Consider the following 14965-nt stretch of genomic DNA (forward strand, 5'->3'; position numbering starts at 1 on the left):
GCATTTCCAGCCGCAAACAATGCGGCCAAGGCTTGGATATGGTTCTTATAGGCGTTAGCTTAAAGCAGAATCTGGAGAAGCGAGGAAACATGTACAAGAATATTATCGCCACGACCGATGGATCGGAATTCGCCGAGCGTGGTCTCGTGCATGCATTCCAGCTGGCCAAGGCCGTTGGGGCCAAGGTTACGGTTGTGACGGTCACCGCACCTTATTCCGTGTCCGGCCTGCCCGGCGGTTGGACCGACAGTCCGGCTTTCATCGAACGTTTCGAACAGGAATGGAAGGATTTCGCCGATACGACACTGATACGCGCGCGCGAACTGGCAGTCGAGGCTGGCTGCGAAGTCCACACGCTGCATGTGGTCGAGCAGCACCCGGCAACAGCCATCATCGAATCCGCGACCGAACTGGGCAGCGATTTGATCGTCATGGCATCCAACGGACGGCGCGGTTTCAAGGGCCTGCTGCTCGGCAGCCAGACCTATGAAGTCGTTACCCGCAGCACGATTCCGGTGCTTGTCGTTCGATAAGTGAAGGATGATCGAAGTCGCGGCGATCAGCTTGTTTGATGACCGCTGGCGCTCTCAATATCCACCCGGAAGAAAACCGGCTCCAGCTTGCGGGTGTCGCCTTCCTTGGTGATGGTCTTGGTATAGGCCGGTTCCCACCAAGTCGGCTCAGCAGACATGATACTGACGATGGCCGCCTTCTCGTCTTCCCGCGCGATCTCACGATAGCGACCGTGCAGCACCACGGTTTTCCATTCGGTGCGGGATAGAATGTGGTCGAAGAGGATGCAGACAGCATTGTTCTTGCGCATCGCTTCGGTCTTCTGCCCATCGGTCGTGAAGGAATAAAGCGACCCGCCATTGAAGCGGAAACTCATCGGCACAATAACCGGGCGGTCATCCAGAATATAAGCCAGCCGCCCCATATGCGAATTCTGAATCATGTCCCGAAGATCGTAGTCCGACATTTCCTTGATCAACATGGCGTATCGTCTCCTGAAAAAGCTTCCCCATACTCCTAATACATAGGGCGGTGAGCTTGCCTTGACAGAGATCAAGGAGACGAAAGGATTTGCGTCAGATGAAAAGCCGCCCCTCGGCGATCTTGACCGCCGTTCCACCAATGCGCGCGCCGGTCAGCTTCTGCCCGTTGACGTCGAGTTCAAGACGGATGAGCGACGGACGCCCCATTTCCATGCCCTGCTCGATCCACCATTGCGAACTGCCGTCCATCGGCTTATCGTTCTGCTGGATCATTCCGGCAAAGGCTGCAGCCGCCGAACCCGTCGCCGGGTCTTCATAGACATTCGCCCCGGTCACGAACATACGGGCATGATAATTGCTGTTGAACAGAATCGTCTCGCGGCAATAGACATAGATCGGCAGCGGACGCCCATCGACATGTGGCAGGTTCTCCGTGACATAGACCGGATCGATCGACACCTTGGCCGCAGCGATGAGATTGTGAACCGGCACGAGAAGATAAGGCGTTCCCGCGCTCCAGATGCCGGGCACATGATTCTCGAAGCCTATCTCATGCGTTCCAAGCCCGATGGCGGCGGCTGCTTCTTCTTTCTCGATGCGTATGTCGATCTTTTCCGGCAAGCGCGGAAGATCGAATTCGGCAAAGGCGCTGTTGTCACCCAGAATGACGCCACAGCGCACAATGCCCACCTTTTCTTCCAGCGCGACAAGCCGGTCGGCCTCATCGCCGGTGTTGCGACGGCGCGCCAGCGAAACGGCGGCGCCCACCGTCGGATGACCGGCAAAAGGCAATTCGTAATCGGGCGTGAAAATCCGAACCGCAGCCTCATGGGCGGGATTGGAAGGCGGAAAAATGAAAACCGTCTCGGAAAGATTGAACTCGCGGGCGATGGCCTGCATGCGGGCATCGTTCAGCCCTTCGCAGTCATGGACGACGGCCAAAGGATTTCCGGCCAGAGCTTTCTCGGCAAAAACGTCGAAAACCTCATAGAAACGGCCGGAAACAGCGGCTTCGCTCATCCCTCAATCTCCCCTCGACACTTTTCTGGAAACTATGATCAGTGTCTTTATATTCAACCATCATCTTAATAGAATTCTGTGCGAGCATAGCCAATTTATCGGCCCTGTCACTGCCAGTCTGGCTTATTTGTTCACTGTCTGAAATGCCAGTCGGCAAAAGCACGAACATAAGACGGTGTGGCATCGCCCATCATGCCCGCTGCCTTGATCGGGATAATCTCGGCCAGTTCCGGCTCAGCCTGCGCAGATACGAAATTTTCGATGCCGGAAACCAGCTCCCGCGACGGCGCATCGAAGCGATAGCGGCGGAACAGCGCGATGCTGCGATTGCCAGTCACCAGATTGAGCTGCACCTCGCCCTCAGCGTCGGCCAGATTGAGACCGGTTTCTTCACGCACCTCGCGCTGCATATTGGCGACGTAGTCCACCCGCCCGTCTACAATGTCGTTATCGTCGATTGAGCCTGCCGGAAAATAGATGCGCCCCCCACCGGCATTCTGCATGCCCATACGGGCCGCAATCAGATGTCCCTCGCATGAAACAATGACGCCCACGCCGAAGATATGCCATGGACGAACTGGCTCCGGGTCGTTGCGCCAATGCATCAGCGTCGCAAAGCTGCTGCGCTTGAAACCCGCCTTCAAGACACCATCGGCCAGCCGCGCTTCCGGCGCCAAAAAGATTTCGCCATCGAACAAAGCTGGCTTTGCGGCCTGCTCACGCTTCCAGTTCAGCGCAATTATCTGCTGATGCTGCTGCGTATATTCAAGCGGCCCTGGAACGACACGGACATCGGCATCATCGATGACATGAACCGTATTTTCCCGCACATGATCCATCGTGGTTCTATCCTGCCTCTCAGACAATATTCAGCGTCACGGCGACCGGGCAATGATCACTGGCCTTGGGCCGATCCCAGCCCGTGCGCGGATAGCGCTCCACCTGCTGATCCCGTGGAAACACCGTGCGCCATGGCTGGCCGCGCCGGACAATCTGCGGCACCGCGCTTTCGTTTTTCAAAGCAAATGATGGTGACGCCAGGATGTAATCAAGCTGACAAAGATGTCGCTCCTGTGGTCCGCGCGTATGATACAACGTCCAGCGATCCATGATCGGGCGGCGCTCCACGAGATTGACGGCAAAACCATCGCCAAGCAGCACATCGAGCGCGCTGTCCTCTTCCTGAACGGGCGTGAAGTCATAGCCGTTCCATTCATCGCCACCAATGACGATGCGCTCGCGATAATCGTTGAAATCGCCACAGATCAGCCAGCGCCGATTGGCAGCCTTGGCCGGTCCGAACTTGTCTTCGATGATGCGGCGGATCGCCTTCGCCTCGGCTTTGCGAACCGGGGATGAAGCGGTGCGCCCGTCAAAGCCGTTGCGCGCGCCGGTCATGGATTTGAGATGCGTCACGAAAAGCGAGAGCGGCTTGCCCGCAATACGCAAATCCACATTCAAACAATCCCGCTTGAAAATGCGGTCATGCGGCTCAATGCCAAGTTCTGCCAGAACAGGCTCGTACAGGCCGAAATCATTATAGGTCAGATGCGCGTGGCTCGTGACCTCGTCCACCTCTATAGGCTGGCCGTCGCGGGTCGTGTCCCGGATCATGACGGCCACGTCGATGCCCCGGCTGTCATTGCCGTCGATCAGATGTTTGTGCCGGTAGCCATGGCCGATCATCTTGAAAAGATAGCCATATTCGAAGGCGTTGAGCGCGGCCAGATTATCGACTTCCTGCAGGCACAGTATGTCGGCGCGCGTTTCGGCGATTGCGAGCGCCGTCATCTGCCTTGTGTCGTCGGCATGGGCGACAGCACGCGCCTGCTCCAGCAGACGGTATTGCGCCTCGTCACCGATTTCGAACAATTGCAGGCTGCGGTCCTGATGCAATTCATTGCGGAAGCCCGAAAAATCGAACCGGCGCATCAGATTCTCGACATTGAATGTGGCTATCGTAAACATGTGCGAGCAATCTCGCCAGTTGCATCGCGATTGGCAAGGACTTCTTGGCCGCGCCGGGAATTTTCCCCGAACGGATGATTTTGGAAGATGAAACACCCATATTAAGTGTATGACGACAGCGAATGCCCGCCTCCCATACATGAAAGGCAATAGTCGTAATGCTCAAGAAAACCCTGTGCGCAGCGATGATTTCCAGTCTGTTTGCCGTTGGCTTCGCTGCGCCCGCCGTGGCGGTCGAACTGCGCAAAACGCCCTATCTGCCATCGTTGCAGCCGACCAGACCGCCAGTCGTCAATCCCAATTCGAATACCAATCGACCCGGCCCGAATTCGCCGGGATGCTACGGCTCCGTCACCTGCCGCAACAGCGAAAACTATATCTCCGGTCAGGGTGTGTTGCGTTACAAGAACGGCGAGCCGTTGGACGTGCGCCCATCCACCCGCCCGCAGGTTAAGCGCTTCGGGCCGAGCGTCAATCACATGCAGTGGTGCTCAAACCGCTATCGCAGCTATCGCAGCTCCGATGATACCTATCAGCCCCTCGCCGGGCCGCGCACCAGCTGCAACTCGCCATTTCAATAAAGAAAGGCCGGGAAATTTCCCGGCCTTTGCTTTTTGTTCCCAGTTCTTATGCAGCAGCAGACTTGCTGTGCGTGCGGATCAGGCGGCCAAGCCGCATGATGCCTTCATCGATCATTTCGTCATTGGCGCAAGAATAGCTAAGGCGCAGCGTGTTCGCGCCGGTGGCATCGGCAAAGAACGCCTTGCCGGGAACGAAAGCGACCTTTTCAGTCTCAATGGACGATGCAAGCAGCTGCGCGCCATCCATGCCTTCCGGCACCGTGACCCAGATGAACATGCCGCCTTCAGGCTTGGTCCAGCTGGTGCCTTCCGGCATATATTTGGCAAGGGCTTCCAGCATGCGGTCACGGCGATGCTTGTAGACCTTGGCGACCTTGGCGACCTGTGCATCGAAGCCATGCGTCGCGACATGATAGATCGCGATCTGGTTGATGGTCGAGGAATGAAGGTCCGCCGCCTGCTTCATGAGAACGAGCTTGCGGATAACATCCTTCGAGGCAACCACGTAGCCGACGCGCAGCCCCGGTGCGAGGGTCTTCGAGAACGAGCCGCAATAGATGGTGCGGGTCTTTTCGATGTCGCCGCCATTGCGGGCGATGTCGAGCGAAAGGATCGGCGGGATGGCTTCGCCATTGTAGCGCAGATACTGATAGGCTGCGTCTTCAATGATCGGGATATTCAGCTCATCGGCTTCTGCCAGAAGCTTTTGACGGCCAGCCAGATCGACGGTCTCGCCGGTCGGATTGGCGAAATCGGCAGAAAGATAGCTGAACTTCACCTTGCCGCCAGCCTTTTCAGCGGCCTGCACATAGGATTCAGGCGTGCGGTTGCCCTTGATCGCCAGCGTGTCATAGGTCGGCTCATAGGCATTGAATGCCTGCAAGGCGCCGAGATAGGTCGGCGCAGTCACCAGCGCGGTATCATTGGGCGAAATGAACAGCTTGCCGAGATAATCGAGCGCCTGCTGCGAACCGGAGGTGATGAAAACATTGTCCTCGGTGCAGGGAATGCCGATCTTGGCCAGTTCGCCGACAAGCCAGGTGCGCAGCGGCTTATAGCCTTCCGATACCGAATATTGCAGCGCGGCATTGGCTTCCGCACCCGTCAGGGTTTCCTTGTAGGCAGCCTGAAAGGCGTCATGCGGAAACAGCGCCGGATCGGGAATGCCACCGGCAAATGAAATGATGTCCGGACGTTCCAGAAGCTTCAAAAGTTCGCGGATTTCCGATGCGCGCATGCGTTTGGAGCGCGTTGCAAAAACATTTTCCCAGTCCAACACGGGAAATCTCCTCAATTAGACTTAACCATCCATCTGATGGAATTCGTATTAGCCAGATCTCCTCAAACCCCAGCTAATAGGGCGAAGCTCTAGCGCAATTTTAGACCAACGAGAACAGCTTTTCCCATGCTTCTATGGAATAAAGCTATTCGAAATTCTTTTGGCCGTCGAAGTGCATGAAACGGAAAGCTGACGCAGAGTTTTGGTTCTTTTCGTTCGCGGCTTAATCGCGATCAATCCCACCATCCAGCGCCAAGTAATGAAGGGGGCGTATGAAACGCCCCCTTTTTTGCTCGTCGTGGAAGCTCCCAAAATCAGATGAGATTTTGGTTCTGGTCCGTCGAAACTGGTGCTTTCTGAGAACCGGAGCGGAATGTACTTAAAGGTACATGAGCACCGGAAGCGGAAGGAAGTGCCATTTGCAGACAGCCAGAACCTAAATATCGCTGATTTTTAGTTGCGAGCCTTATCCACCAGCTTGTTGGCGGCAATCCATGGCATCATGGCGCGGAGCTTTTCGCCAACTTCTTCGATCTGGTGCGCATCGTTGTTGCGGCGGATGCCCTTGAAGCGAGCAGCGCCTGCACGATATTCTTGCATCCAATCGGAAGTGAACTTGCCGGTCTGAATGTCTTTCAGAACGCGCTTCATTTCTTCCTTGGTTTCGGCAGTGATGATGCGCGGACCGGTGACGTATTCGCCCCATTCAGCGGTGTTCGAGATCGAGTAGTTCATGTTGGCGATGCCGCCTTCGTAGATCAGATCCACGATGAGCTTCATTTCGTGCAGGCATTCGAAATAGGCCATTTCCGGCGCATAACCGGCTTCAACCAGAACTTCGAAACCGGTGCGGATCAGCTCAACCACGCCGCCGCAGAGAACAGCCTGCTCACCGAACAGATCGGTTTCGCACTCTTCCTTGAAGGTGGTTTCGATGACGCCCGAACGGCCGCCGCCAACGCCCGAAGCGTAGGACAGAGCGAGGTCATGGGCATTGCCCGATGCATCCTGATGGATGGCGATCAGGCAAGGCACGCCGCCGCCCTTCTGGTATTCGCCGCGAACCGTGTGGCCTGGGCCCTTCGGTGCGATCATGACGACGTCGACCGACTTCTTCGGCTCGATGAGGCCGAAATGAACATTGAGGCCGTGTGCGAAAGCAATCGCAGCGCCGTCGCGCAGGTTGCTGTGGATGTGGTCGCGGTAGATGTCGGCCTGGAGTTCATCCGGAGTCGCCATCATCATGAGGTCGGCCCACTTGGCGGCATCAGCAACGTTCATCACCTGAAAGCCGTCTGCTTCCGCCTTCTTGACGGTTGCGGAACCTTCTCGAAGGGCGACGCGCACATTGGCAGCACCGGAATCCTTCAGGTTCAGCGCATGGGCTCGGCCCTGGCTGCCGTAGCCGACGATAACCACATTCTTCGACTTGATCAGGTTAACGTCTGCATCCCGGTCGTAATAAACGCGCATTTCCTATTCCCTTCGTTTCAGTTTATTCTCTGGCCTTCTTGCGTCAGCCGATGTGACTAAGCCCCGTACAGAGCGAAAAACTGCTTTGTGGCGCGCCGGGCGTCCCGGATGACCACGTCGTCAGTCAGTTCCAGCCGGTCGCCCAACAGCAACCGGATTTGCATGTCCCGGACGACGAGCCCGAAGAACGTGCGAAATGCTTCATCGATATCGTCGAAAGCCAGCAGCTTGGCTTCCATCCCCATTTCAAGGATCGGCTTCAGGCGCTTGGCCATGGCCACCGGCCCGTTGGAGAGAACGATATCGCCCAGCGCCGACTTGCCCGATGCCGCATGGCTGACAGCCAGACGGTTAAGCGCGATCGACGTGCGGCCCGAAAGCACCAGCAGCCAGTCGCGGGCAAAGTGTTCCAGGCTTGAAAACAGCGATTCCGCGTCAAGCTTCTCGCGCGCCAGCGGCACAACGCGAACCTTGGAGGCCTGCCAGCGAACCATCGCCGTCAGAAGACCGTCACGGTCGCCAAACCATTTATAGAGGCTTTCCTTGGAGCAATTGGCGGCACGCGCAATGCTCGCCGTCGTCAAAGCGCGGTCTCCGCCTTCGACAAGAAGGCGCAACGCCTGCTCCAGAACATCGTTCTGACGCGGCGAAAGAGCCTGCTGCTTTTGAGCCTGCAATTCGTCGCTACCATCAGTCACGGGGCACTTCCTCCTCTTGTACCGTACGGTACGGTTCCCATTCTATTAGCCCTTGCCGCATAGGCGGTCAAGCGAGATTTTTGAAAAATTCGGATGGTAAGGCGTGTACTAAAGATGCCTTTGCCGATAGCGCGATTGAACTATGTACTTGCGCAAAAATAGTAGGAAAAACAAACAATTAGGGCGCCATCCGGAATCAAATTCTCAGATAACGCCCTGATAAAACACGGTCTGTTAAAGCGAATTCCCGATCAGATATTCACCTGCGTACCGATTTCTACCACGCGTCCGGTTGGGATCTGGAAATATTCGGTCGCGTCCGACGCCGTGCGCGCCAACAGGATAAACAGCTTGTCCTGCCACAGAGGCATGCCGGAATGCACCGAAGCCTTGAGCGAACGGCGCGACAGGAAGAACGAGGTCGTCATGATGTCGAACTTCCAGCCAAGCTTGCGGCAAAGGCCAAGCGCGCGCGGAATATTCGGCTGCTGCATATAGCCGAACTTCAGCGTCACCTGCATAAAGCGCTCGTTATATTGCGAGACACGCGCGCGGTCTGCGCTGGAGACCCACGGCTTCGAAGCGGTCACGACGGTCAGGATGACATTGTTCTGATGGAGCACCTTATAATGCTTCAGACTGTGCATCAGCGCGGTTGGCGCACTTTTCGGGTCGCCCGTCAGGAAGACAGCCGTTCCCGGCACAATCGTTGGCGGGCGCTTGGCCATCTGCTCGACGATGAGATCGAGCGGCACTTCGCCCTTGCGTGTCTTGAGGAACAGGTGCCGGGTGCCGCGCACCCATGTCCACATGATGAGCACAAGCACTGCGGCAATGCCGATAGAAGCCCAACCGCCTTCATGCACCTTGATGATGTTGGCGCTGAAGAACATGATGTCGATCAGCAGGAAACCGAGCATCAAAGGCAGCGCACGACTGACCTGCCAATTCCAGATCCGCGTCATGACAATATAGAGCAGCACGGTCGTCACCAGCATGTTGCCGGTCACTGCGATACCATAGGCTGCGGCCAGATTGGTCGACTTCTCAAAGCCCAGCACCAGAATGACCACGGTCAGGCCGAGCAGCAGATTGACACGCGGGATATAGATCTGCCCGTGCAGCTTCTCCGACGTGTGCTGAATTTCAAGGCGTGGCAGAATGTTGAGCTGCACCGCCTGCCGCGCCACGGAAAAGGCACCGGTGATAACGGCCTGACTGGCGATCACTGTTGCTGCCGTCGCCAGCAGCACCATCGGCAGCAGCGCGAAATTCGGCAGCATCTGGAAGAACGGCAATGCCGCTGCTTCGCCATGCGACAGGATGAAGGCGGCCTGTCCAAAATAATTCAGCACCAGACATGGAAACACGATCCACAGCCAGGCGCGCACGATGGGCTTGCGCCCGAAATGGCCAAGATCGGCATAGAGCGCTTCGGCACCCGTCATGGCGAGGAAAACCGCGCCAACGGTGATGAAGGCAATACCGGGGCTAATGGCCAGAAAGCGCACTGCATAATAGGGATTGAGCGCATAAATGACGGTTGGATCGTCGAATATGTGCCAGAGGCCCGACGCGCCCAGCGCCAGAAACCAGATCGCCATGATCGGCCCGAATACGATGGCAACCTTGCCGGTGCCGAGCTTTTGTACCGAAAACAGCGTCACAAGGATGACGACCGTAATGGGCACCACGAAAGGCGTGAGGCTGGGCGCGACGATTTCCAGGCCTTCCATCGCGGAAAGCACGGAAATGGCAGGCGTAATCACGGCATCGCCAAAGAACAGCGCTGCGCCGCATATACCGACGGCCAGAATGAGATTGGGACGTCCTTTCAGAGCGCCGCGCACCAGCGCCATCAGCGATAGGATGCCGCCTTCGCCGTTATTATCGGCCCGCAGCACGAACAGAACATATTTGATCGTGACAACCAGCGTCAGCGCCCAGAATATCAGCGAGACGACGCCAAGAATGTCCGGGCGCGACAGGACGCCGTCAGAGGCCGCCGTGTGCAGCGCCTCACGAAAAGCGTAGATCGGGCTGGTGCCGATATCGCCATAGACCACACCGAGCGCGCCCAAGACCAGCGTCTTCATGCTGTCGCTATGATGATCGTTTTCTTCGCCGATATATCCGGTTTCAGCGCCAACACTGCCAACAAGCGGCGTGACCGCCGCATCCGGCGCGGAGGATTGCGATTGCGCGTTCTGGCCGTTCAGCTCGTCGCTCATTTGCCGACACCTCGCAACATCCTGAAATCATTCTGGCTGGAAATCATATTGTGTGGAGTCCACTCACAGGTACACCCGCAAAAGATTGCGGATTGCAACAACCGTGCCGCATCTTTGCCCCAATCCGGTTCAAACATCATCACCGAACCGAGCGGTGCATACGCGCTGCTCCGATGATGCCCCGAAGGCAAAGCACGCCGGGGCACTTCGATGTGGAATGCGGATTTCGGAAAACCGTATCAATGCTTCCCTCATACGTCCCTGCGCGCTCCTGACGCGGATGAACCAGCCGCGGACGCCTATAGCTTGTTGAGCTTTGGCACAAATGCGCTTTTCGCAAAGCTCAGGTCAAAGCTATGCATTTTGCGCATTGAACGTGCCAATTACCCAGCCAAAGCAGCGTTAAAACGTCCCACTGTCGCCGCCATACCATACGTCAAAGCGTCCGCCGTCAATCCATGTCCGATGGAAACTTCTTTCAATTGTGGAATGCGTTTGACCAGTGCCGGGAGATTTTCGACCGTCAGATCGTGACCGGCATTGATTTCAAGACCGAGCGCCGTTGCGGCATCCGAGGCCTTGCCAACACGGTCCAGCTCGCGCGCTGCCGCTGCCGGATCGTCATAGGTCGCGCCATAAGGACCGGTATAGAATTCCAACCGGTCAGCGCCGATGGCCTTGGCCTTTTCATAACCCAGCGGATCGGGATCGGCGAACAGCGAAACGCGCATGCCGCCCTTCTTCAACCGCGCCACGATGGGCGCCAGATAATCGGCCTTGGACAGGAAATCCCAGCCGTGGTCGGAAGTGGCCTGTGTCGGATCATCCGGCACCAGCGTCACCTGTTCCGGCTGGTGCTTTTCTACCAGATCGAGGAAGGCCTCGCTTGGAAAGCCTTCAATATTGAATTCGGCCTGCGGAAATTCATCATCGATCAATGCACGAATATCGCCAAGATCGGAAAAGCGGATGTGGCGCTGGTCCGGGCGCGGATGCACCGTCAATCCTGCCGCCCCCGCCGCGAGTGCAATTCGCCCGAGACCGGTGACGCTCGGCCAGGGCAGATCGCGACGGTTACGTAGCATGGCGATGGCATTGAGATTGACAGATAATTTCGCAGGCATGGAGGCATTTCTCCCATGATCGGTTTTCGCTTTAGAGCCTGTTCCAAAAGCCGTCCTGTGTGGCCGCAAATGCCGATTTTCTCCATTTTCGCACACACATGCCGCTTTTTGAGTCAGGCTCTTATATCGCCCGCCGCAGGAAAGTGTGAGTGTTTTCCCGTCGCACCTGATGACCCATCCCCAAATGTTGCCGTTTCCCGTCTTTGGAGCATAGGCCAAGCTATTCCTTGCCGAATTTGGAACAACAATCCGCAACCTTTCGCCCGGTTTGGACGTTTGAATCCTGTCCTGACAGGGGCACGAATTGACGATTGGTCATAGAAGACGCTTGGAGACCGATGATGCGCAATGAGGACATCCCCGTCGTCCGCCGCATTCCCACGGACCGGAATGATGTATTCGCCTTTGCCATTGAAGGGCATTTGGACGATTCATCGCTGGAGAACCTTTATGGGCTGCTCGACGCAGCCTATGAGCAATATGACGAGATTGATCTGCTGATCCGCCTGACCGGCTATGAGGGCGCGGACTGGACCGCGGCTTTTTCCGAAAGCATGCTTTCAATGCGCTCAAAATCGCTCAAGCATCTGCGCCGCTATGCGATTGTAGGCGGTCCATTATGGATACAGGCCAGCATCACCCTGATGCAGCCCCTCCTCTCGATAGAAATGCGCTCCTTCGAAGCCGACGAAGAACAGGACGCATGGGAGTGGCTGAGCGCCAAACCAATTGAAAGCTGATTATTTTACAATCGTCAGGCGTTCTGCTGCACGGGTAATGGCCGTATAGAGCCAGCGCTCGCGCGTATCGCGAAAAGCATAGCTTTCATCGAACAATACCACATCATCCCACTGCGAACCTTGAGCCTTGTGCACCGTCAGGGCATAGCCATAGTCGAAGTCGTCGTAACGCTTCTTGGTCTGCCACGGAATTTCGCTATCCGGGTCCTCGAACTGCGCCTTCAAAAGCTTGATCTTGGCAACGCCGCGATCATCGTCTTCCGGCGCAACCAGCAGATTGATCCCGGGCTTCACGGTTTCCTTGGAGGAGGTCATGACCTTCCAAAGCGACCCGTTGAGCAGGCCCTTGGCCGGATCGTTGCGCAGGCAGACCAGCTTGTCACCCGCCTGCGGATAATCCGCCGTAAAGCCCTTCAGCTCGCGCAGGCGCTGGTTATAACGCCGCCGCGTGCGATTGGTGCCGACAAGCACCTGATCGGCCTTCAGAACCATGTCCTGATTGACTTCGTTCTTGCTGATGACCTTTGCCGCACCGTGATCACCATAGGGCAGCTCGCGCCCTTCGCGCACGTCAAGCGCCATGCGGATAATCGGATTGTCCTGCGCCTGACGGTGAATTTCGGTGAGCAGATAGTTCGGCTCATGCTCGGTAAAGAACCCACCGCCGGAAATCGGCGGCAACTGGCCCGGATCGCCCAACACGAGGATTGGCGTTCCGAAGCTCATGAGATCGCGCCCAAGCGCCTCGTCCACCATCGAACACTCATCCACCACGATCATCGCCGCCTTGGCGACCGGGCTTTGCCGATTGAGCGAGAATGTCGGCGCGATGGACGTCTTGCCTGTCGTCTCGTCCTCAACGGCTTCCTCGCCACGCGGACGATAGATCAGCGAATGCAGCGTGCGCGCATTGCTGGCGCCCTTGGACCGCAAAACCTGCGCGGCCTTGCCGGTAAAGGCGGCAAACTGCACATCGCCATCGACATGTTCCGCGAAATAGCGCGCCAGTGTCGTCTTGCCCGTTCCGGCATAACCGAACAGCCTGAAAATGGGACTACGCCCCTCTTTCAGCCATTGTCCGACGGCCTTGAGCGCCTGATCCTGTTCCGGTGAAAACTGCATGGCTCTTTCAGACAGGATTCGCGACCTGAAAACAAGATCAAACCGTGATCAAACAGCCGTATTAAGCAGAGCCGTATAGCGGGAGAGGTCGACATTGCCGCCGCTGACGATGACACCGACGCGCTTTCCGCGCAGTTGATCCGCCATCTGGCGGGCACCGGCGAAAGCCAGACAACCCGTCGGCTCGACCACCAATTTCATCTGACGAGCAAAGAACTTCATGCCGTCGACAAGGGCCTGATCGCTAACGGCCAGAACATCCGTGACCTTCTCGCGGATGATGGCAAAGGTCAGGTCGCCCGGCGCCTGCGTCTGCGCGCCATCGGCCAGCGTCTGCGGCGTGTCGATGCGCACAATTTTGCCCGCCCGCAAGGATTGCTGGACATCATTCCCTGCTTCCGGCTCGACGCCATAAACGGCGCAATCGGGCGAAAGCGCCTTGGCGGCCAGCGCCGATCCGGCAATCAACCCGCCGCCGCCGACGCAGACGAACAGCGCGTCAAGCGGCCCCACTTCCTCGATCAACTCCTTGGTCGCCGTGCCCTGCCCGGCAATGATATGCGGGTGGTTATAGGGTGGAATCAGGGTGAGACCGCCCTCCTCCGCCAGACGGTTCGTCAGGGCGTCACGGTCATCCTTATACCGATTGAAGGTGATGACATTGGCGCCATAGCCGCGCGTTGCTTCCAGCTTCGACTGCGGCGCATCTTCCGGCATCAATATGGTGGCGGAAATGCCAAGCAGCTTTGCCGACAAGGCCACCGCCTGCGCATGATTGCCCGATGAAAATGCAATCACGCCGCGCTTCTTTTGCTCATCGCTGAAACGGGTAAGCGCATTGAACGCGCCGCGAAACTTGAACGCACCGATGCGCTGAAGATTTTCGGCCTTGAAAAAGAATTGTGCGCCGGTCTCGGCATCGAGCGCCGCAGAGGTCAGAACCGGCGTGCGAAGCGCATGGCCCTCGATCTGTCCGGCGGCGGAAACCACATCGTCATAGGTAGGAAGTGCACGCATTTTGATGCTCCGATTGAGCTACTTCAGCATCGGCCAGAGGCTCGCGATCAGCAGCAAGGCCATAAAGATATTGAACCATTTGAGATGCACCGGATCATCCAGCCAGTTGCGCAGCAACATGCCAAAGCCTGCCCAGACCGAAACGCTCGGCAGGTTGACCAGCGCGAAGGCAACGCTCACCAGCGAAACGGCCAGATAGTAATTGTCATGCGTGGCATAGGTGGCAATGCCGGTGACGGCCATCACCCACGCCTTGGGATTGACCCACTGGAAGGCTGCCGCCTGCATGAACGTCATCGGCTTGCCATCACCAGTACCCTTCGCTTCACCGATCGAACGCGACATTGCGATTTTCCATGCCAGATAGAGCATGTAAGCGCCGCCCGCGAATTTCAGGCTGGTGTAGAAGGCAGGCACCGTTTCAAGCAGCACGCCAAGACCGAAGCCAACTGCCAGAAGCAGGCCGAAAAACCCGACACCGATACCCAGCATATGCGGGATCGTGCGCCGAAAGCCAAAATTAACCCCCGATGCCAGCAGCATTAGATTGTTCGGCCCCGGTGTGATGGAAGACACAAAAGCGAAGGCGATCAGCGCCAAAAATACTTCGACAGACATGTGATGAACCCGATTTAGAGCCTGCTCCAAAAGTCGCCCTGTGTGGCTGCAAATGGCAATTTTCTCCATTCCGGTGCTCACGTACCCAAAAGTACGCTC

General features: G+C 57.0%; 15 protein-coding genes. 3 read left to right on the forward strand and 12 right to left on the reverse strand.

Annotated elements, in window-relative coordinates:
- Positions 1-89: 89 nt before the first annotated feature.
- Entirely contained in the window at positions 90-533 is a 444-nt protein-coding gene (locus D8666_RS03945) for a universal stress protein (protein ID WP_109369359.1), read from the forward strand.
- A gap of 26 nt (positions 534-559) precedes the next feature.
- Here D8666_RS03945 and D8666_RS03950 read toward each other — a convergent pair whose 3' ends face one another.
- From D8666_RS03950 to D8666_RS03965, 4 genes are all read right to left on the reverse strand, one after another.
- Positions 560-994 (reverse strand): pyridoxamine 5'-phosphate oxidase family protein, encoded by a 435-nt coding sequence (locus tag D8666_RS03950; RefSeq protein ID WP_109369360.1) that lies wholly within the window; start codon positions 992-994, stop codon positions 560-562.
- 94 nt (positions 995-1088) lie between these two features.
- Positions 1089-2015: a PhzF family phenazine biosynthesis protein gene (locus tag D8666_RS03955; protein WP_109369361.1), complete on the reverse strand. Its 927-nt coding sequence runs from the start codon at positions 2013-2015 to the stop codon at positions 1089-1091.
- A gap of 131 nt (positions 2016-2146) precedes the next feature.
- Entirely contained in the window at positions 2147-2854 is a 708-nt protein-coding gene (locus D8666_RS03960) for an NUDIX hydrolase (RefSeq protein WP_109369362.1), read from the reverse strand.
- Positions 2855-2873: 19 nt separating this feature from the next.
- Complete coding sequence (locus D8666_RS03965) at positions 2874-3983, reverse strand: endonuclease/exonuclease/phosphatase family protein (protein WP_109369363.1); 1110 nt, start codon at positions 3981-3983, stop codon at positions 2874-2876.
- 158 nt (positions 3984-4141) lie between these two features.
- Here D8666_RS03965 and D8666_RS03970 point away from each other — a divergent pair, with 158 nt between their 5' ends.
- Positions 4142-4564, forward strand: a complete 423-nt coding sequence (locus D8666_RS03970; protein ID WP_109369364.1) for a BA14K family protein — start codon at positions 4142-4144, stop codon at positions 4562-4564.
- A gap of 46 nt (positions 4565-4610) precedes the next feature.
- Here D8666_RS03970 and D8666_RS03975 read toward each other — a convergent pair whose 3' ends face one another.
- The 5 genes from D8666_RS03975 to D8666_RS03995 all read right to left on the reverse strand — a co-directional run bounded on the left by D8666_RS03975 (position 4611) and on the right by D8666_RS03995 (position 11369).
- Positions 4611-5843, reverse strand: coding sequence for an aminotransferase-like domain-containing protein (locus D8666_RS03975; RefSeq protein ID WP_109369365.1), 1233 nt, complete (start codon positions 5841-5843; stop codon positions 4611-4613).
- Positions 5844-6296: 453 nt separating this feature from the next.
- On the reverse strand, positions 6297-7316 hold the full coding sequence (ilvC, locus tag D8666_RS03980) for a ketol-acid reductoisomerase (RefSeq protein WP_109369366.1): 1020 nt from the start codon (positions 7314-7316) through the stop codon (positions 6297-6299).
- A gap of 56 nt (positions 7317-7372) precedes the next feature.
- Complete coding sequence (locus tag D8666_RS03985; RefSeq protein ID WP_078339363.1) at positions 7373-8014, reverse strand: TetR/AcrR family transcriptional regulator; 642 nt, start codon at positions 8012-8014, stop codon at positions 7373-7375.
- Between the two features lie 251 nt (positions 8015-8265).
- Positions 8266-10245 carry a potassium transporter Kup gene (locus tag D8666_RS03990; RefSeq protein ID WP_109369367.1) on the reverse strand — a complete coding sequence of 660 codons (1980 nt, stop codon included), beginning with the start codon at positions 10243-10245 and terminating at the stop codon, positions 8266-8268.
- Between the two features lie 383 nt (positions 10246-10628).
- Complete coding sequence (locus D8666_RS03995; protein WP_109369368.1) at positions 10629-11369, reverse strand: pyridoxine 5'-phosphate synthase; 741 nt, start codon at positions 11367-11369, stop codon at positions 10629-10631.
- Positions 11370-11710: 341 nt separating this feature from the next.
- Here D8666_RS03995 and D8666_RS04000 point away from each other — a divergent pair, with 341 nt between their 5' ends.
- Entirely contained in the window at positions 11711-12109 is a 399-nt protein-coding gene (locus D8666_RS04000; protein ID WP_209445961.1) for a SpoIIAA family protein, read from the forward strand.
- On the opposite strand, the gene D8666_RS04005 is transcribed toward D8666_RS04000, so the two are convergent.
- Genes D8666_RS04005 through D8666_RS04015 form a run of 3 tightly spaced genes read right to left on the reverse strand, consistent with a single transcriptional unit; the run spans position 12110 to position 14866 of the window.
- Positions 12110-13231 (reverse strand): ATP-dependent DNA helicase, encoded by a 1122-nt coding sequence (locus tag D8666_RS04005; protein WP_109369370.1) that lies wholly within the window; start codon positions 13229-13231, stop codon positions 12110-12112.
- Positions 13232-13279: 48 nt separating this feature from the next.
- Positions 13280-14248, reverse strand: coding sequence for a threo-3-hydroxy-L-aspartate ammonia-lyase (locus D8666_RS04010; RefSeq protein WP_109369371.1), 969 nt, complete (start codon positions 14246-14248; stop codon positions 13280-13282).
- Positions 14249-14266: 18 nt separating this feature from the next.
- The gene (locus D8666_RS04015; RefSeq protein ID WP_121536360.1) at positions 14267-14866 is read right to left on the reverse strand and encodes a LysE family translocator; all 600 of its coding nucleotides are present in this window, start codon (positions 14864-14866) and stop codon (positions 14267-14269) included.
- Positions 14867-14965: the final 99 nt, after the last annotated feature.

It is taken from the genome of Ochrobactrum soli (assembly GCF_003664555.1).
Taxonomy (GTDB): Bacteria; Pseudomonadota; Alphaproteobacteria; order Rhizobiales; family Rhizobiaceae; genus Brucella; species Brucella teleogrylli.

Bases quoted from the DNA above. Each gene is read 5' to 3' on its own strand.
- D8666_RS03950 (WP_109369360.1), bottom strand. From the start codon at position 994: ATGTTGATCAAGGAAATGTCGGACTACGATCTTCGGGACATGATTCAG.
- D8666_RS04005 (WP_109369370.1), bottom strand. From the start codon at position 13,231: ATGCAGTTTTCACCGGAACAGGATCAGGCGCTCAAGGCCGTCGGACAA.
- D8666_RS04010 (WP_109369371.1), bottom strand. From the start codon at position 14,248: ATGCGTGCACTTCCTACCTATGACGATGTGGTTTCCGCCGCCGGACAG.
- D8666_RS04000 (WP_209445961.1), top strand. From the start codon at position 11,711: ATGCGCAATGAGGACATCCCCGTCGTCCGCCGCATTCCCACGGACCGG.
- D8666_RS04015 (WP_121536360.1), bottom strand. From the start codon at position 14,866: ATGTCTGTCGAAGTATTTTTGGCGCTGATCGCCTTCGCTTTTGTGTCT.
- D8666_RS03970 (WP_109369364.1), top strand. From the start codon at position 4,142: ATGCTCAAGAAAACCCTGTGCGCAGCGATGATTTCCAGTCTGTTTGCC.
- D8666_RS03995 (WP_109369368.1), bottom strand. From the start codon at position 11,369: ATGCCTGCGAAATTATCTGTCAATCTCAATGCCATCGCCATGCTACGT.
- D8666_RS03945 (WP_109369359.1), top strand. From the start codon at position 90: ATGTACAAGAATATTATCGCCACGACCGATGGATCGGAATTCGCCGAG.
- ilvC (WP_109369366.1), bottom strand. From the start codon at position 7,316: ATGCGCGTTTATTACGACCGGGATGCAGACGTTAACCTGATCAAGTCG.
- D8666_RS03990 (WP_109369367.1), bottom strand. From the start codon at position 10,245: ATGAGCGACGAGCTGAACGGCCAGAACGCGCAATCGCAATCCTCCGCG.
- D8666_RS03955 (WP_109369361.1), bottom strand. From the start codon at position 2,015: ATGAGCGAAGCCGCTGTTTCCGGCCGTTTCTATGAGGTTTTCGACGTT.
- D8666_RS03960 (WP_109369362.1), bottom strand. From the start codon at position 2,854: ATGGATCATGTGCGGGAAAATACGGTTCATGTCATCGATGATGCCGAT.
- D8666_RS03965 (WP_109369363.1), bottom strand. From the start codon at position 3,983: ATGTTTACGATAGCCACATTCAATGTCGAGAATCTGATGCGCCGGTTC.